General features: G+C 70.4%; 15 protein-coding genes and 1 pseudogene. 2 read left to right on the plus strand and 14 right to left on the minus strand.

The annotated features are described in order from the left end of the window. Nucleotides 1-2: 2 nt before the first annotated feature. From ACZ4E1_RS28085 to ACZ4E1_RS28105, 5 genes are all read right to left on the minus strand, one after another. Nucleotides 3-956, minus strand: a complete 954-nt coding sequence (locus ACZ4E1_RS28085) for a helix-turn-helix transcriptional regulator (RefSeq protein WP_399128429.1) — start codon at nucleotides 954-956, stop codon at nucleotides 3-5. A gap of 200 nt (nucleotides 957-1,156) precedes the next feature. Then, a complete protein-coding gene (locus tag ACZ4E1_RS28090; RefSeq protein ID WP_161305184.1) occupies nucleotides 1,157-1,531 on the minus strand; it encodes an FKBP-type peptidyl-prolyl cis-trans isomerase in 375 nt (124 codons plus the stop codon). 64 nt (nucleotides 1,532-1,595) lie between these two features. After that, nucleotides 1,596-2,624 carry an FKBP-type peptidyl-prolyl cis-trans isomerase gene (locus tag ACZ4E1_RS28095; protein WP_467544330.1) on the minus strand — a complete coding sequence of 343 codons (1,029 nt, stop codon included), beginning with the start codon at nucleotides 2,622-2,624 and terminating at the stop codon, nucleotides 1,596-1,598. A gap of 152 nt (nucleotides 2,625-2,776) precedes the next feature. After that, nucleotides 2,777-4,138 carry a Pup--protein ligase gene (gene pafA / locus ACZ4E1_RS28100; protein WP_399128425.1) on the minus strand — a complete coding sequence of 454 codons (1,362 nt, stop codon included), beginning with the start codon at nucleotides 4,136-4,138 and terminating at the stop codon, nucleotides 2,777-2,779. Nucleotides 4,139-4,147: 9 nt separating this feature from the next. Beyond that, nucleotides 4,148-5,407 (minus strand): MFS transporter, encoded by a 1,260-nt coding sequence (locus tag ACZ4E1_RS28105; protein WP_467544331.1) that lies wholly within the window; start codon nucleotides 5,405-5,407, stop codon nucleotides 4,148-4,150. A gap of 140 nt (nucleotides 5,408-5,547) precedes the next feature. Between ACZ4E1_RS28105 and ACZ4E1_RS28110 the strand changes: the two genes are divergently transcribed. Beyond that, the gene (locus ACZ4E1_RS28110; protein WP_467544333.1) at nucleotides 5,548-6,588 is read left to right on the plus strand and encodes a LacI family DNA-binding transcriptional regulator; all 1,041 of its coding nucleotides are present in this window, start codon (nucleotides 5,548-5,550) and stop codon (nucleotides 6,586-6,588) included. Nucleotides 6,589-6,648: 60 nt separating this feature from the next. Here ACZ4E1_RS28110 and prcA read toward each other — a convergent pair whose 3' ends face one another. The 6 genes and pseudogenes from prcA to arc all read right to left on the minus strand — a co-directional run bounded on the left by prcA (nucleotide 6,649) and on the right by arc (nucleotide 12,467). Beyond that, nucleotides 6,649-7,431, minus strand: coding sequence for a proteasome subunit alpha (gene prcA / locus ACZ4E1_RS28115; RefSeq protein ID WP_467544335.1), 783 nt, complete (start codon nucleotides 7,429-7,431; stop codon nucleotides 6,649-6,651). Nucleotides 7,432-7,477: 46 nt separating this feature from the next. After that, the gene (prcB, locus tag ACZ4E1_RS28120; protein ID WP_467544337.1) at nucleotides 7,478-8,323 is read right to left on the minus strand and encodes a proteasome subunit beta; all 846 of its coding nucleotides are present in this window, start codon (nucleotides 8,321-8,323) and stop codon (nucleotides 7,478-7,480) included. Beyond that, nucleotides 8,275-8,466: pseudogene (locus ACZ4E1_RS28125) on the minus strand (endonuclease domain-containing protein); the annotation flags it as partial. The pseudogene ACZ4E1_RS28125 and the gene prcB, both read right to left, overlap by 49 nt. 110 nt (nucleotides 8,467-8,576) lie before the next feature. After that, nucleotides 8,577-8,795: a ubiquitin-like protein Pup gene (locus ACZ4E1_RS28130; RefSeq protein WP_031108679.1), complete on the minus strand. Its 219-nt coding sequence runs from the start codon at nucleotides 8,793-8,795 to the stop codon at nucleotides 8,577-8,579. A 134-nt stretch (nucleotides 8,796-8,929) separates the two neighbouring features. Beyond that, nucleotides 8,930-10,441 (minus strand): depupylase/deamidase Dop, encoded by a 1,512-nt coding sequence (dop, locus tag ACZ4E1_RS28135; RefSeq protein ID WP_467544339.1) that lies wholly within the window; start codon nucleotides 10,439-10,441, stop codon nucleotides 8,930-8,932. 259 nt (nucleotides 10,442-10,700) lie between these two features. After that, entirely contained in the window at nucleotides 10,701-12,467 is a 1,767-nt protein-coding gene (gene arc / locus ACZ4E1_RS28140) for a proteasome ATPase (RefSeq protein WP_467544340.1), read from the minus strand. A 265-nt stretch (nucleotides 12,468-12,732) separates the two neighbouring features. On the opposite strand from arc, the gene ACZ4E1_RS28145 reads away from it, so the two are divergent. After that, nucleotides 12,733-13,047: a ferredoxin gene (locus ACZ4E1_RS28145; RefSeq protein ID WP_467544342.1), complete on the plus strand. Its 315-nt coding sequence runs from the start codon at nucleotides 12,733-12,735 to the stop codon at nucleotides 13,045-13,047. Nucleotides 13,048-13,122: 75 nt separating this feature from the next. On the opposite strand, the gene ACZ4E1_RS28150 is transcribed toward ACZ4E1_RS28145, so the two are convergent. The 3 genes from ACZ4E1_RS28150 to ACZ4E1_RS28160 form a co-directional block, all read right to left on the minus strand. Beyond that, nucleotides 13,123-13,701: a hypothetical protein gene (locus tag ACZ4E1_RS28150; protein WP_467544344.1), complete on the minus strand. Its 579-nt coding sequence runs from the start codon at nucleotides 13,699-13,701 to the stop codon at nucleotides 13,123-13,125. A gap of 217 nt (nucleotides 13,702-13,918) precedes the next feature. Continuing rightward, nucleotides 13,919-14,824 (minus strand): tRNA (adenine-N1)-methyltransferase, encoded by a 906-nt coding sequence (locus tag ACZ4E1_RS28155; protein ID WP_467544347.1) that lies wholly within the window; start codon nucleotides 14,822-14,824, stop codon nucleotides 13,919-13,921. A gap of 58 nt (nucleotides 14,825-14,882) precedes the next feature. Then, nucleotides 14,883-16,426: site-2 protease family protein (locus ACZ4E1_RS28160; protein ID WP_467544349.1), on the minus strand; the 1,544-nt coding region annotated here is incomplete at its 5' end.

Genomic DNA, 16,426 nt, shown 5'->3' on the forward strand with positions numbered 1-16,426 from the left:
CCTCAGCCCTTGGCCACGGCGCGCAGCCGCTCCACCACGTCGGCCCGCAGCTCGGCGGGCTCGAGCACGACCACGTCGGGGCCGAACTCCACGAGCCAGGCGTCGAGCCCGTGCCCGTACGGGATCTCCACCTCGTCCCAGCCGTCGCCCAGGTCGCGTACGGAGACGGCCTTGGCGCGCAGCGGGTAGCCGGCGCCGGCCCGCAGGCGGATCAGGGCGGAGCGGTCGGCGGTCTCGCCCGCCCAGCTCGCGACGGTCTCGCGCACGGTCACCACGTCCGGTACGGGTGCCTTGAAGCGGCCCGCGCGGGAGCGGACCTTGCCGGTGATCCGGGAGAGGCGGAAGACGCGCTCGGCCTCCCGGTCGCGGTCCCAGCCGGCCAGGTACCAGTGGCCGCGCCAGCACTCCAGGGCCCACGGCTCGACCTGGCGCTGCTCGGGGCGCGCGGCGGTGGCCTTGCGGTAGTCGAAGACGACGGGGCGGCGGTCGCGGCAGGCCAGCATCAGCGGCTCGAAGGACGCCTCGCGCACCGGGATGCGGGGCTCCAGGGCGCCGTGCGGCTCGTACGGGTCCACGTCCTCGGGCATGCCGGCGGCGCGCAGCTTCTGCAGGGCGCCGCTGGCGGCGCCGGCGAGGCGGGCCTGCTGCCACACCTTGGCGGCGAGGCCGAGGGCCGCGGCCTCCTCGGCGTCGAGGGCGATGGGCGGCAGCCGGTTGCTGTCGCGGCGGGCCTGGTAGCCGATCTCGCCGTCCAGGTTCTCCACGGTCTCGATGACCAGGCCCAGCTCGCGCAGATCGTCCTTGTCGCGCTCGAACATGCGGTTGAAGGAGTCGTCGCTGCCCGCCTCCAGGTAGGCCTCGATGGAGCTCCGCAGCTCCCGCTTGCTGAGCGGTCGGCGCGTCCCGAGCAGACACAGCGCCAGATTCATCAGCCGCTCGGCCTTGGCAATGGCCATCGACGCCCTTTCGTCCCCGGAGGCTCCCCGCGCGCTCCCTCAGTGCTCCCGATCGTCGACCGTACCGCCCCGGGGTGTCGCGGCAAAAGCCAGGGGCAAAGCCGAGGCAAAGCGGCGGGGCCGGCCGGCGGGAAGGCGGAAGGGCCCGTGCCAGGTGGCACGGGCCCTTCTCACGACGTTCGGCTCGCTCGCGCGGACCGTCAGACGGCGACGAGGTCGCAGACGAAGATCAGCGTCTCGCCCGGGGCGATGCGGCCGCCGCCGGCGCCGCGCTCGCCGTACGCAAGGTGCGAGGGGATGGTCAGCTCACGACGACCGCCGACCTTCATGCCCTGCACGCCCTGGTCCCAGCCCGCGATGACCTGGCCGGCACCGAGCTGGAACTCCAGCGGGTTGCCGCGGTTCCAGGAGGCGTCGAACTCCTCGCCGGTGGAGAAGGCCACGCCCACGTAGTGGACCTTGACGAAGTCGCCGGCCTTGGCCACGGCGCCGTCGCCCTCCCAGATGTCCTTGATCTGGAGGTCCGCCGGCGGCTCGCCGACCGGGAAGTCGACCTCGGGCTTGTCGATGCTCACGTGAAGTGCTCCTGCTTGTTGGCTGTCGGACAACCGGGACAGTCTGCCACTTGTGACGACGAGGTCAGTGCGCGGCGAGGATGTCCACGACGAAGACGAGGGTGGAGTTGGCCGGCAGGGCCTTGCCCTGGTCCTTCTCGCCGTAGGCCTGCTCCGGCGGGATCACCAGCAGGACGCGGTCGCCGACGTGCTTGCCGACGAGGCCCTTGTCCCAGCCCTGGATGACCTGGCCCTGACCGATGGGCGTGGTGAACGGCTGGCCGCCGCGGTTCCAGGAGGAGTCGAACAGCTCGGCCTTGGCCTTGCCCTCGTTGATCTTCCAGGCGGCACCGCTGTACTGCATGCTGACCGTCTGGCCGTTCTTGACCTCGGCGCCCTTGCCCTTGATCAGGACCTGCTCGACGAGCTTCTTCGGCGGGTCGTTCTTCGGGACGGAGATCGTGGCCGGCTTCTCCTCGTCGGCCTTGATCTGCGGCAGGTCGGACGGGATCGCGGCCTGCGTGCCCTCGACCTTCTTCGGGACGACCTTGCCGACGTCGACCGCGAAGACCAGCGTGTCCTCGCCGGAGACGCCCGCCTGCGGGTTGCCCTGGGCGCCGAAGCCGGCGGCCGGCGGCGCCACGACGAGCACCCGGCTGCCCTCCTTCTGCCCCACGACGGCCTGCGCGAACGCGGGCAGCTGGCCCGCGGCGCCGGCGGTGACCATCTGGTCGCCGCCGCCCTGCTTGCCGTACGTGGTGCCGAGGTCCTTGCCGCCCTTCCAGACCTTGCCCGTGAAGTTCATCGTCACCAGGTCGTTCTTCTTGACCTCGGCGCCGTCGCCCTCGGAGAGCGTGTGCACGACGAACTTGCCGCTCGGGTCGGCCTTGGGCACCGTGATGGACGCCTTCTTGCCGACGTCACCGGCGACCTTCGGCATCGGGTTCGCGGTGTCGACGGGCTTGGGCACCTCGGCCGACTTCGGCGCGGCGGAGGAGTCCGCCTTGTCCGCCGAGTCCTTCTTGCCGTCGTCGCTGCCACAGGCCGCCGCGGTCAGCGCCAGTGCCGGAACGATCAGTAGAGCTGCAAGTCGCCGTCGCACAGTGATCCTCATGTCGCTCGAATACGGTCCGGCCACTCTAGGCCCTCCGGCAACTGTGCCACGGGCAGCGGAAGGGCCCCGTACGAATGATTCGCACGGGGCCCTTCCTGAACGCCTCGAACACCCCTTTGGGGCGGTGTGGCGCGCCGTTCTTCACGCCGGTCCTACATACCGGCGATCAGCTTCTCCACCCGGTCGTCCACGCTGCGGAACGGGTCCTTGCACAGCACGGTGCGCTGCGCCTGGTCGTTCAGCTTCAGGTGCACCCAGTCGACCGTGAAGTCACGGCGCTGCTCCTGGGCGCGCCGGATGAAGTCGCCGCGCAGCCGCGCGCGCGTGGTCTGCGGCGGCACGGACTTGCCCTCGAAGATCTTCAGGTCGTTGCAGATCCGGGCGGCCTGTCCCTTCCTCTCCAGGAGGTAGTAGAGACCACGACGGCGGTGGATGTCGTGGTAGGCGAGGTCTATCTGCGCGACCCTCGGGTGCGACATGGTCATGTTGTGCTTGGCCCGGTACCGCTCGATGAGCTTGTACTTCATGACCCAGTCGATCTCGGTGCCGATGCGGTCGAGGTCCTCCTCCTCGATCGCGTCGAGCGTGCGGCCCCACAGCTCGAGGACCTGGTCCACGGTGCCGGTGCGGATGCCCCGGCGCTCGCAGAAGTCCACGGCCTTCTCGTAGTACTCGCGCTGGACCTCCAGGGCGGAGGCCTCGCGGCCGCTGGCCAGGCGGACCTTGCGGCGGCCCGTGATGTCGTGGCTGACCTCGCGGATGGCCCGGATCGGGTTCTCCAGGGTCAGGTCGCGCATCACCGTGCCGGCCTCGATCATGCGCAGCACGAGGTCGGTGGCACCGACCTTGAGGAGCATGGTCGTCTCGGACATGTTCGAGTCGCCGACGATGACGTGCAGCCGGCGGTAGCGCTCGGCGTCCGCGTGCGGTTCGTCACGGGTGTTGATGATGGGCCGGGAGCGCGTCGTCGCGGAGCTGACGCCCTCCCAGATGTGCTCGGCGCGCTGGCTCACGCAGTACACCGCGCCGCGTGGCGTCTGCAGCACCTTGCCCGCGCCGCACAGCAACTGACGGGTGACCAGGAAGGGGATGAGAATGTCCGCGAGTCGCGAGAACTCCCCGTGCCGTGCCACCAGGTAATTCTCGTGGCAGCCGTAGGAGTTTCCCGCCGAGTCGGTGTTGTTCTTGAACAGATATACGTCGCCTGCGATTCCCTCCTCGTGCAGGCGGCGTTCGGCGTCGACGAGCAGGCCTTCCAGAATGCGCTCGCCCGCTTTGTCGTGGGTGACCAGCTCGGTCACGTTGTCGCATTCGGGTGTTGCGTATTCCGGATGCGAACCCACGTCCAGATACAGGCGTGCGCCGTTCCGCAGAAAGACATTGCTGCTGCGGCCCCATGACACGACACGGCGGAAGAGGTACCGCGCCACCTCGTCAGGAGACAGGCGTCGCTGTCCCCTGAACGTGCATGTGACGCCGTACTCGTTCTCCAGCCCGAAAATGCGGCGGTCCATGACTGAACATTACGCCCGATCCCCCGAGCTGAAACGGGGTTGGACGGCACGGTTCGGATCATTTTCCGATGAGAGCGCGACACGCCCGGACGCGTGCGGCGCGCTCAGGACCCGCCCGGTGGCCAGCAGGACGAGCAGCGCGAGGGCGCCCGTCACGGCCGGCACGGCGAAGCCCCACCGCGTGCCGCCCCACTCGACGACGGGGCCCGCGACGGCCGTTCCGACGCTCGCGCCCACCGTGAACGTCGTCACGAGCCAGGAGAACGCCTCGGTGACCGTCCCGCGCGGGGCGTGCCGGTCCACGACGATGAACGCGCACGCGATGCAGGGCGCGAGGAACACGCCCGCGACCGCCGTCAGCGCCACCATGGCCACCGGCCCCGGCACGATCGCCAACGGCACGTAGAACAGCGCCAGAAGCGCCACCAGCCACCGAAGTCGCCCCTCGGGAGCCCCACTCCACTGCCGCGCGCCGTAGACCGCTCCGCCGACGAGCGCGCCGAGCCCGAGCGCCGCCATCATCCAGCCGTACACGGCGTCACCGCCGTTGCCGTCCGCGTACGAGACACCCGCCACGGTGATGGAGCCGAGGGCGAGCCCGATGAACAGGAAGGCGGCCAGGAGCACCAGCAGCCCCGGCGAGCGCAGCGCGCCCAGCCAGTGGGCCTCGCGGGGCGCGCTGCGCCACGCGCGCGAGGGCTTCGACAGCACCACGGAGAGGGCGCCGAGCACGCCGATCACGTTGAGGACGATGAGTGCGGCCTGCGCCGACCACAGCGACACACACACGGTCACGAGCAGCGGGCCGACCGTGAACATGACCTCCTGCGCGATGGCGTCCATGGCGTACGCCACGTGCACCTGTTCCTCGCGCGGCAGCACACTCGGCCACAGGGCGCGCAGTCCGCCCTCCAGCGGAGGTGTGAACAGGCCGGCGGCCGCCACGGCGAGATACGCCACCGCGGGTGTGCCCGTGCCCACCAGCGCGAAGACGCTCATGGCGAGCGCCGACAGGACCGCGGCGGGCAGCTGCACCTTCGGCTGGCCGCGCAGGTCCACGAGGCGGCCGAGCACCGGCTGCCCCACCGCGTTCGCCACGCCGTACACCGCGGCCAGCGCACCGGCCAGGCTGTAGGTACCGCCCTCCTCGCGCACGAACAGCACGATCGCGATCGCCGCGATCGCGTTCGGCAGCCTGCCCACCAGGGTGCCCGTCAGCAGCCGCATCGCGTGCCGCGCCCTGAGGATCTCCGCATAACCCGCGGCCATCGCCCCGCCCTCACCTGAAGTTTTACGTATAACGTCGTGACGTCATACGTACCACGCGCCCGGCCCCGACAGCCACCCGCTACCGTCGTGAACCGGGCCGGACCGGACCGGGCCGGCCCAGGAACGACACGGAGGCACCAGTGACCAGCGGCACCGAGGGCCCGGCGACCACCCGCCCCACCAGCCGGGACGTGGCCCGCGCGGCCGGCGTCTCGCAGGCCGCCGTCTCCCTCGTCATGGGCGACAAATGGCGCGGCCGCGTCGCCGCCACCACCGCCGAGCGCGTCCGCGACGCCGCGCGACAGCTCGGTTACCGGCCGAATCTCGCCGCCCGCAGCCTCCGCATGGGCCGCACCCGCACGGCGCTCCTGGTCGTCCCGGCGCTCACCAACGAGTTCTTCGCGGGGGTCTACACCGGCGCCGCCCGCGTCGCCGCCGAGCACGACTTCGGCGTCGTCCTCTACCCCTCCCCCGAGGGCACCGGCCCCGCCCGCGACCCCTTCCCGTCCTCACAGGCCGCGCTCGACGGCATCCTCGCCTCCTCCATGGCCGCCGACGCCGTCACCACCCTGCGCGGTGACGACCTCCCGCTCGTCATGCTCGACAGCGACCCCGGCGACCCCGCCACCACCACCGTGAACCTCGACCTGCCCGATGGCGTCCGGCAGCTCACCGAACACCTCCTCGGTCTCGGCCACCGCCACTTCCTGCACCTCGCCTCGGCCGTCGACTCCTGGACCTTCGACGTCCGCGCCCGCGAACTCGCCGCCCGCACCCGGCAGGTGCCCGGCACCACCCTGCGCACCGTGCGCTCCCCCTTCACCGTCGAGGGCGCCCAGCACGCCGCCGAGCGGGCCCTGCGCACCAGCGGCCTCCAGACACCCACCGTCATCGTGTGCGACGACGACAAGATCGCCGCCGGCGCCTGCAAGGCCGCCCGCCGGCTCGGCCTGCGCGTCCCCGACGACCTGTCCGTCACCGGCTTCGACGACCTCTCCCTGGCCACGGCACTCGAACCCGAACTCACCACCGTGCGCCTGCCCGCCGAGGACTTCGGCGCCCGCGGCATGGCCGCACTCCTCGCCGTGCTCGACGACCGCGCCCCGGACACCTCTCCCCTGCCCGTCCGGCTCGTCCCCCGCGGCTCCACCGCCCCGCCGCCGCACACCACTGCCCCCTGACACACGTGTGCCCCGGCCGGTCACCACCGGTCGGGGCACACACCTGAAGGAATCCGCGCGCTACGCCTCGGAGTCGGTGTCCGCGTCGGAGGACGTGTCGTCGGACACGGCCTCGGACGCCGCCTTCGAGACCTCCGCCGCGCCCTCGGCCGTCAGCAGCCGCTCCAGCTGCCGTCCGGCGATCCGCTTGAACTTGCGCTGCTGCGGCCGGGTACGGTCCAGGACCGCCACTTCCAGGCGCTCCGCGGGGATCTCCCGCTCGCTCCCGTTCGTGTCCCTCGACAGGGCCTGCACCGCCAGCTTGAGCGCCTCGGACAGCGTCATGCCGTCCTGGTGGCGCTGGTCCAGGAAGGTGCTGATCTGCTCCGCGTTGCCACCCACCGCCACCGAGCCGTGCTCGTCGACGATGGAGCCGTCGTGCGGCAGCCGGTAGATCTGGTCGCCGTCGGCGGACTCGCCCACCTCGGCGACGACCAGCTCCACCTCGTACGGCTTCTCGCCCGCGCTGGAGAAGATCGTGCCCAGCGTCTGGGCGTACACGTTCGCCAGGCCACGGGCCGTCACGTCGTCGCGGTCGTAGGTGTAACCGCGCAGGTCCGCGTACCGGACACCGCCGATCCGCAGGTTCTCGTACTCGTTGTACTTGCCGGCCGCCGCGAAACCGATGCGGTCGTAGATCTCGCTGAACTTGTGGAGTGCACGGGACGGGTTCTCGCCGACGAACACGATGCCGTCGGCGTACTGCAGCACCACCAGGCTGCGACCGCGCGCGATGCCCTTGCGCGCGTACTCCGCGCGGTCGGCCATCGCCTGCTGGGGAGAGACATAGAACGGTGTCGACACCGGCTATCCGTCCCTTTCTGTCAGTGACTCAGTGATTGGGATCGGCTCAGAGCAGGGCGGCGCGGGGGCCGTCCGGCTGCTCGAGGCGCCGCTCCAGGATCGAGCGGGCGATCGCGGACGACTCCTCCTCCGTCAGCCTCCGGAACCCGTCCTCCGTGATCACGGTGACGATCGGGAAGATCCTGCGGGCCATGTCGGGACCGCCCGTCGCCGAGTCGTCGTCCGCCGCGTCGTACAGCGCCTGCACGACCAGCGTCGTCGCCTGGTCCTCCGTCAGATCGTCGCGGTAGAGCTTCTTCATCGCCCCGCGCGCGAAGACCGAACCGGAACCCGTGGCCGCGTACCCGTGCTCCTCGCTGCGTCCGCCCGTCACGTCGTACGAGAAGATGCGGCCCTTCGCGCGGCCGACGTCGAAGCCGGCGAACAGAGGCACGACCGCCAGGCCCTGCATCGCCATGCCGAGGTTCGACCGGATCATCGTGGACAACCGGTTCGCCTTGCCCTCCAGCGACAGCTGGGCGCCCTCGACCTTCTCGAAGTGCTCCAGCTCCAGCTGGAAGAGCTTCACCATCTCCACCGCCAGACCGGCGGTTCCTGCGATGCCGACGGCCGAGTACTCGTCCGCCGGGAAGACCTTCTCTATGTCGCGCTGCGCGATGACGTTGCCCATCGTGGCCCGCCGGTCACCGGCGAGCACGACCCCGCCGGGGAACGTCACGGACACGATCGTCGTGCCGTGCGGGGCCTCGATGACGCCCTGGGTCGGCGGCAACTGCCGCTTGCCCGGCAGCATTTCGGGCTGGTGCTCGGCCAGGAAGTCCATGAAGGACGACGAGCCGGGCGTCAGGAAGGCAGCCGGCAGACGCCCGGTGCTACGAGGGTTGGCTTCCACGCGTTTCCTTCCGGGTAGGCGGCGGCTCGGTTCACCGCGTCGGGGGTGTCCCCCAACTGGCCGAGGCCGGTATTGCAGTTGAAGCACAGTACGCCAGGGACCCTACCCGTCTCGCGGCGGTGATCCACATGTACTGGCGAGGCATCGGAGAACGGCACGTGCGGCCCGGCCCGGCCGCGCCGCACGCAACGTTTCACCCGAAGCTCACTCGGCACAGAACCCACCTCACCTTCGATGTGAAGGCGAGAGGCGACTACTGGCCGCCCTTCTGAACGAAGGAGCGCACGAAGTCCTCGGCGTTCTCCTCCAAGACGTCGTCGATCTCGTCCAGAACCGAGTCGACGTCGTCGCTCAGCTTCTCCTGGCGCTCCTTGAGGTCCTCGGAGCCCTGGGCGTCCTGGGCCTGCTCCTCGACCTCCTCGGTGGAGCGTGTCGCCTTCTGCTGCCCGCCGCCGGTGTCCTTGGTTGCCATGTCCAGCTCACCCCGCTCGGTTCGAGATACAGCTCGTTCGTGATGATCAGACCCTACAAGTCCGGTCCGACATCGGCCCCGCAGTTTCTTCAACGTACGGGGCCCACCTCTGTGATTCCCCGGCGCCCGGTGTTTCAGCCGCCGGACAGGACGCGGACCAGATCTTCCGCCGTGCGGCAGCGGTCCAGCAGCTCCTTCACGTGGTTACGCGTTCCGCGAAGCGGTTCGAGGGTTGGCACCCGCTGGAGCGAGTCGTGGCCCGGCAGATCGAAGATCACGGAGTCCCAGGAGGCCGCGGCGACGTCGTCCGCGTACTGCTCCAGGCAGCGACCGCGGAAATAGGCCCTGGTGTCCTCCGGAGGCTTCGTACGGGCCCTGTCGACCTCGGTCTCGTCCAGGAGGCGCTTCATCCTGCCGCGGGCCGCCAGACGGTTGTACAGGCCCTTCTCGGCCCGCACGTCGGCGTACTGGAGGTCCAGGAGGTGCAGCTTCGCGGCGTCCCAGTCCAGGCCGTCGCGGCGCCGGTAGCCCTCCATGAGCTCCCGCTTCGCCACCCAGTCCAGCTCCCCGGACAGGCTCATCGGGTCGGACTCCAGGCGCCCGAGGACGTCCTCCCAGCGGCTGAGGACGTCCTTGGTCTGATCGTCCGCGTCCGCGCCGTAGCGCTCCTCGACGTACTTCCTGGCCAGCTCGTAGTACTCCATCTGGAGCTGCACCGCGGTCAGCGTGCGCCCGCTGCGGAGCGTGATCAGGTGCTGGAGGTCCGGGTCGTGGGAGACCTCGTGCAGGGTGCGCACCGGCTGGTCCACGGCCAGGTCCACGGCGATGAAGCCGTCCTCGATCATGGCCAGGACCAGGGACGTCGTGCCGAGCTTGAGGTAGGTCGAGATCTCCGAGAGGTTCGCGTCGCCGATGATCACGTGGAGCCGGCGGTACTTCTCGGCGTCCGAGTGCGGCTCGTCGCGGGTGTTGATGATCGGGCGCTTGAGCGTGGTCTCCAGGCCGACCTCGACCTCGAAGTAGTCCGCGCGCTGGCTCAGCTGGAAGCCGTGCTCGTGGCCGTCCTGGCCGATGCCCACGCGGCCCGCGCCGGTGACGACCTGGCGGGACACGAAGAACGGCGTCAGGTGCCGCACGATGTCCGAGAAGGGGGTCTCCCGCTTCATCAGGTAGTTCTCGTGCGTCCCGTAGGAGGCGCCCTTGTTGTCGGTGTTGTTCTTGTAGAGGTGGATCGGCTGGGCGCCGGGCAGCTGGGCGGCCCGCTCGGCGGCCTCGGCCATGATCCGCTCGCCGGCCTTGTCCCACAGGACGGCGTCCCAGGGGTTCGTGACCTCCGGGGAGCTGTACTCGGGGTGGGCGTGGTCGACGTAGAGGCGTGCGCCGTTGGTCAGGATGACGTTGGCGAGGCCGATGTCCTCGTCGGTGAGCTGGCTGGAGTCGGCGTTCTCCCGGGCGAGATCGAAGCCCCGGGCGTCCCGCAGCGGGTTCTCCTCCTCGAAGTCCCAGCGGGCCCGGCGGGCGCGGTGCATCGCGGCCGCGTAGGCGTTGACGATCTGGGACGAGGTGAGCATGGCATTGGCATTGGGGTGGCCGGGGACGGAGATTCCGTACTCCGTCTCGATGCCCATTACTCGCCGTACGGTCATGCGGCCCTCCTTGCCCGGCGGCGCCCTCGGTCGGGGGCGTCGCTCAAGTCCTCCGCTGGTTCTCCGGTGCGTGTGCGGTGCCCGTCCCCGCACGGCGCGACTCGGCGGCATGGAAGAGCCTAGAACGCCTTTGCGCTGGTGGGGAGATCATTTGCGTCATTGCTTCGCTCCGACGTCGGGCGGGTTCTTCCGGGACAATGCGCCCGGAAAACAGTGGGCTGCGGGTACCCGGTCCGGGCACCCGCAGCCACCCTGCTTTTTACAGGTACTGTCCGGTGTTCGCCACCGTGTCGATGGAGCGTCCGGTGTCCGCGCCCTGCTTTCCGGTCACCAGGGTGCGGATGTACACGATCCGCTCGCCCTTCTTTCCGGAGATCCGGGCCCAGTCGTCCGGGTTGGTGGTGTTCGGAAGGTCCTCGTTCTCCTTGAACTCGTCGATGCAAGCCTGGAGGAGATGGGCGACCCTGAGGCCCTTCTGGTTCTGCTCGAGGAAGGCCTTGATGGCCATCTTCTTGGCGCGCCCGACGATGTTCTCGATCATTGCGCCGGAGTTGAAGTCCTTGAAGTAGAGGACTTCCTTGTCGCCATTGGCGTACGTGACTTCGAGGAAGCGGTTCTCCTCGGATTCCGCGTACATGTGCTCCACGGCCGTCTGGATCATGGCGTGGACCGTGGCGGCCTTGTCGCTGCCGTGCTCACCGAGGTCGTCGGTGTGCAGCGGGAGACGCTCGGTGAGGTACTTGCCGAAGATGTCCTTGGCGGCCTCGGCGTCCGGACGCTCGATCTTGATCTTCACGTCGAGCCGGCCGGGGCGCAGGATGGCGGGGTCGATCATGTCCTCGCGGTTCGAGGCACCGATCACGACCACGTTCTGCAGGCCCTCCACGCCGTCGATCTCGGCGAGCAGCTGCGGGACGATGGTGTTCTCCACGTCCGAGCTGACGCCGGAGCCGCGGGTGCGGAAGAGGGACTCCATCTCGTCGAAGAAGACGATGACGGGGGTGCCCTCGCTGGCCTTCTCGCGCGCTCGCTGGAAGACGAGGCGGATCTGGCGCTCGGTCTCGCCGACGTACTTGTTGAGGAGCTCGGGGCCCTTGATGTTGAGGAAGTAGCTCTTGCCCTGCGCCTGTCCGGTCACTTCCGCGACCTTCTTGGCGAGGGAGTTGGCGACCGCCTTGGCGATGAGCGTCTTGCCGCATCCGGGGGGCCCGTACAGGAGGACGCCCTTGGGCGGGCGCAGTTCGTGCTCCCTGTAGAGGTCCGGGTAGAGGTAGGGGAGCTCGACGGCGTCGCGGATCAGCTCGATCTGGTTGCCCAGGCCGCCGATCTGCTCGTAGCCGATGTCCGGGACCTCTTCGAGGACCAGCTCCTCCACTTCGCTCTTCGGTACGACTTCGTAGACATAGCCGGATCGGGGTTCGAGAAGAAGGGCGTCACCGGGACGGATGGTGATGCCGCGGAGCGGTTCGGCGAGCCGCACCACCCGCTCCTCGTCGGTGTGCCCGGTCACGAGGGCGCGCTCGCCGTCCTCGAGGATCTCCTTGAGGGTGACGATGTCGCCGACGCTCTCGAACTCCATGGCCTCGACCACGTTGAGTGCTTCGTTGAGCATCACTTCCTGGCCGCGCCTGAGCTCTTCGAGCTCGACGCTCGGGCTCACGTTCACCCGGAGCTTGCGGCCGCCGGTGAAGATGTCGGCGGTGCCGTCCTCGTTCGCCGAGAGGAAGACTCCGAAGCCGGCCGGCGGCTGTGCGAGCCGGTCGACCTCCTCCTTGAGGGCCACGATCTGGTCGCGGGCCTCACGGAGCGTGCCGGCGAGCCGCTCGTTCTGCGCCGAGACGCCGGCCAGGTTGGTCTGCAACTCGACGATCCGCTCTTCGAGAATCCTCGTATGCCGCGGAGAGTCGGCGAGCTTGCGCCGCAGGACGGCGATTTCCTGCTCGAGATAGGCAATCTGACCGGCGGGGTCGTCGGACCCTCGTCCCGGGCGGATGCCGCGGTTGATGTCGTCGTCGTGGGCTGCCACGGTCCTCACCTCCTCCAAGGGGAGCTGGACGCTTCCAGACCCTACCTGGGCGGGTGTCGATTGAAACCCCTAGATCACAAAGACGTCGGGGTGTGTCCGATCTTCACCCTTGCGCTCTCCCTCACGCCAGGGGAATACCCACCCATGAAGATCCGAAAGCCGGTGGTTATAGGCTCGACACCGTTCAACACCCGTCAGGCCTGGCCCGACTTGCTCCGGCGAGGTCGGTTTTTCCCGGGCCGCGACGAAGGAAACGGCAGGAGACATGACCGTGCAGCAAGAGGCCGAATCCGGCACCGGGACCGGCGTTCCGCTGGAGGTGTGGATCGATCAGGATCTGTGCACCGGGGACGGGATCTGCGTCCAGTACGCGCCCGAGGTCTTCGAGCTGGACATCGACGGTCTCGCATATGTGAAGAGCGCGGACGACGAGCTGCTCACGGAGCCGGGTGTGACCACGCCGGTGCCGTTGCCGCTGCTCACGGACGTGGTGGCCTCGGCGAAGGAGTGCCCGGGCGACTGCATCCACGTGCGGCGGGTCGCGGACGGCGTGGAGGTCTACGGGCCGGACGCCGACTGAGCGCCGCGTACGTGTGAGGGGCCCCGCCCGCCGGAGTGACCGGTGGACGGGGCCCCTTCGCGCGCGGGGAGCGCGTCAGACGCTGTGGGCCTCGGCGGGGGTGGAGCGGACGAACGCGCCGCCCTGCCACTGCCACTTGGCCTTGTCGTGGACGTCGGGGCGGTAGCGCGGGACGTCGGGCGACGAGTAGCCGTCGAGGTTCGCGGTGACGGCTCCGTCGCGTACGGTCACCTCGCTCGCGGTGAAGCGGTCCTTGGGGTCGACGAGGGTGGCGACGACCCGGGCGGCGGCGCCCGCGGGCTGGGTGAGGACGTAGACGCCGTCGGGCGGGGTGCCGGAGCCGGCGTCGCAGCGGACGACGGCCACCGTTTCGGGTCTGCCGTCCCCGTCGAGGTCGCCGGTGGCCTTCGCGCGGACGAGAGCCTTGACCGGGCCGCACTCGATCGGGAAGTCGACGGCCGAGGGGTCGGGCGGGACGGCCGCGTGCGCCTTGGCGGTGACGTGCGCGCCGCCGCTCGTCGGTGCGGCGGTGGCGGAGCCCGGCTGCAGGAAGCCGGAGACCGCGACGACCGCGGCGACGGCTGCCGCGGTGGCCAGCCAGTGGATGGGACGGGTGGTGGTGTGCGCCAGTTCCGGGACGGCGGGTTGCTGCACTAGGAGCGTCTCCTGTGAGGGCTGTGCCGGTGGGGGTGGCCAGCATCGTGCCACAGGTCACAGTGCGGGGGAACGGCGGGGTCCGTCGTTTCTTCGCGGTCGTGGGAAGGCGTGGTGCTGCCGCTGGGTCAACGTACGGACGCCGCCGTCGAGTTCCCGTGCGGTGCGGGGAACTCGACGGCGGCGTCGGTGCGTTGTGCGGTCGTGCGGGGTGGGGTCAGCGGCCGCGGGATCCGCCGTCGGCGTTGGGGCCGTCGTAGTCCTCGCCGTAGGCACCCTTGGCGGGGCGGCGGCGGCGCATGGGCGGCTCGACGCCGTCCGCGAGGCGGCGGGCGGTGAGGAGGAAGCCGGTGTGGCCGATCATCCGGTGGTCGGGGCGGACCGCGAGGCCCTCCACGTGCCAGTTGCGGATCATCGTCTCCCAGGAGGTCGGCTCGTTGAAGCAGCCGATCTCGCGGATGGACTCGACGGTGCGCGCGAGCTGGGTGGTGGTGGCCACGTAGCAGCACAGGATGCCGCCGGGGACGAGCGCCTTGGAGACGACGTCGAGGCATTCCCAGGGGGCGAGCATGTCGAGGATGACGCGGTCGACGTCGGCGTCGGACAGGTTGTCCTGGAGGTCGCCGACGGTGAGCTGCCACGCGGGGTGGGGGCCGCCGAAGTAGCGCTCGACGTTGCCCTTGGCGATCTCGGCGAAGTCCTCGCGGCGCTCGTAGGAGTGCAGCATGCCGTCGTCGCCGATGGCGCGGAGCAGGAAGCTGCTGAGCGAGCCGGAGCCCACGCCCGCCTCGACGACGCGGGCGCCGGGGAAGATGTCCGCGAAGGCCAGGATCTGCCCCGCGTCCTTGGGGTAGACCACGGCGGCGCCGCGGGGCATGGACAGGACGTAGTCGGGGAGCAGGGGGCGCAGCGCGAGGTAGGCGACGTTTCCGGTGGTGCGGACAACGCTGCCCTCGGGTGCGCCGATCAGCTCGTCGTGCGGGAAGGAACCCTTGTGGGTGTGGAAGTTCTTTCCCTCTTCGAGCGTGAACGTGTAGTGGCGGCCCTTGGGGTCGGTCAGCTGAACCTGGTCCCCGACCTTGAAGGGCCCGCGGCGGCGGGCGGCACCGGTCGGTTCGGACATGTGACCAGCCTACCGGGCCCGGCGCGGGCCGCCGACCACGCGGGGTCCCTTGCGGGGGCTACGAGGGCCTGGCCATGGCCTTGACGAAGGCGCGCTCGACGTCGGCGGCGGACAGGACGCCGTAGATGGCGCCGTTGTCCTCGACGACGAGGTACTCGGTGGCGGGGGTGGCCCTCAGGGTGTCGAGGAGGTCCTCGCCGGCGAGCTCGGCGGAGACGCGCATGCCGTCGGTGAGGTCCTGGGCGAGGCCGCTGACGGCGACCCAGGGGCGGCGGTGCTCGGGGACGCCGACGATGGCCGCCTCGCGGACCAGGGAGCGGGGTTCGCCGTCCGCGTCGACGACGACGAGGGCGCGGGCGCCCGCCTCGTTGGCCCGGCGGAGGGCTTCGGAGAGCGGGGTGGCGGGCTCGACGGGGACGGCGCGGCGGGTCAGGGTGCGGGCGCGCAGTTCGGGGAGGTGCTCGCGCAGGCGGGCCATGCGCAGGCTGTTGCCGGCGCCGGTCCAGATGATGGCGGCGAGGATCGCGGCGAGCAGCGCGTCCATGACGGTGTCCATGCCGCTGACGTCCTCGGCGTCGGGGCCGAGCGCGCCGGACTGGGTGAGCAGCGGCAGGCCGATGAGGACGCTGACGGCGAGGGCGCGGCCGACCCAGGCGGCGGCGACGGTGCCGCTCATGGGCTTGCCGGTGATCTTCCAGACGACGGCGCGGAGCATCCGACCGCCGTCCAGGGGCAGGCCCGGGAGGAGGTTGAAGGCGGCGACGATGAGGTTGGAGATCATCAGGCCGGCGAGGAGGACTCCGGGGACGGTGCCGGGCTCGACGACCTTGAGGCCGAGGTAGAAGGCGCCGGCGAGGACGAGCGAGAGGAGCGGGCCGACGAAGGCCAGGACGAACTCGCGGCCGGGGGTCTCGGACTCCTTCTCGATCTCCGAGACGCCGCCGAAGAACTGGAGCTGGATGCGGCGGACCGGGAGCTTGTAGCGCAGGGCGGCGACGGTGTGGGCCAGCTCGTGCACGAGTACGGAGGCGTAGAAAGCGACCGCGAAGAAGAGGGCGACGAGGTAGCGCAGGGCGCCGAGCTCGGGGAGCACGCGGTCGAGCTGCCCGCCGAACACCCAGGTGATCAGCGCGGCGACGAGGAACCAGCTGGGGGCGACGTACACCGGCACGCCGAACGGCCGCCCCATGAGCAGCCCACCGCGGGGCTCGGGCGGTTTGGCGGGGCCCTTGCGCTTCCCCGAGGTGGCGGCGGCGCGCTCGGGGTGCCGGTCGAAGGGCGATGCGGGTGATGACTCCGGCGACCCGGCGGGCGGGGCGACCGGGGTGGTCTCGCCCTTCGGCGAGGTGGGCCGGGGTACGTCGGCGGGAGCCGGTTCGGCCGGTGACGGGGAGTCCGGGGTCGCCTCGCTGGCGTCCGGACCGGGGCCCGCGGACGCCGGGGAGTCATCCGCGGCCTGCGCCTCGCCCTTCGGCGACACGGCCGGTTCAGCCTGTGACGGGGAATCCGGGGTCGCCTCGCTGGCGTCCGGACCGGGGCCCGCGGACGCCGGGGAGTCATCCGCGGCCTGCGCCTCGCCCTTCGGCGACACGGCCGGTTCAG

It is taken from the genome of Streptomyces sp. NPDC025806 (assembly GCF_055558275.1).

What these genes read in the sequence shown, in the direction of transcription:
- ACZ4E1_RS28085 (WP_399128429.1), bottom strand. Translation starts at nt 956, where the DNA reads ATGGCCATTGCCAAGGCCGAGCGGCTGATGAATCTGGCGCTGTGTCTG.
- ACZ4E1_RS28095 (WP_467544330.1), bottom strand. Translation starts at nt 2,624, where the DNA reads ATGAGGATCACTGTGCGACGGCGACTTGCAGCTCTACTGATCGTTCCG.
- pafA (WP_399128425.1), bottom strand. Translation starts at nt 4,138, where the DNA reads ATGGACCGCCGCATTTTCGGGCTGGAGAACGAGTACGGCGTCACATGC.
- ACZ4E1_RS28105 (WP_467544331.1), bottom strand. Translation starts at nt 5,407, where the DNA reads ATGGCCGCGGGTTATGCGGAGATCCTCAGGGCGCGGCACGCGATGCGG.
- ACZ4E1_RS28130 (WP_031108679.1), bottom strand. Translation starts at nt 8,795, where the DNA reads ATGGCAACCAAGGACACCGGCGGCGGGCAGCAGAAGGCGACACGCTCC.
- dop (WP_467544339.1), bottom strand. Translation starts at nt 10,441, where the DNA reads ATGACCGTACGGCGAGTAATGGGCATCGAGACGGAGTACGGAATCTCC.
- ACZ4E1_RS28145 (WP_467544342.1), top strand. Translation starts at nt 12,733, where the DNA reads ATGACCGTGCAGCAAGAGGCCGAATCCGGCACCGGGACCGGCGTTCCG.
- ACZ4E1_RS28155 (WP_467544347.1), bottom strand. Translation starts at nt 14,824, where the DNA reads ATGTCCGAACCGACCGGTGCCGCCCGCCGCCGCGGGCCCTTCAAGGTC.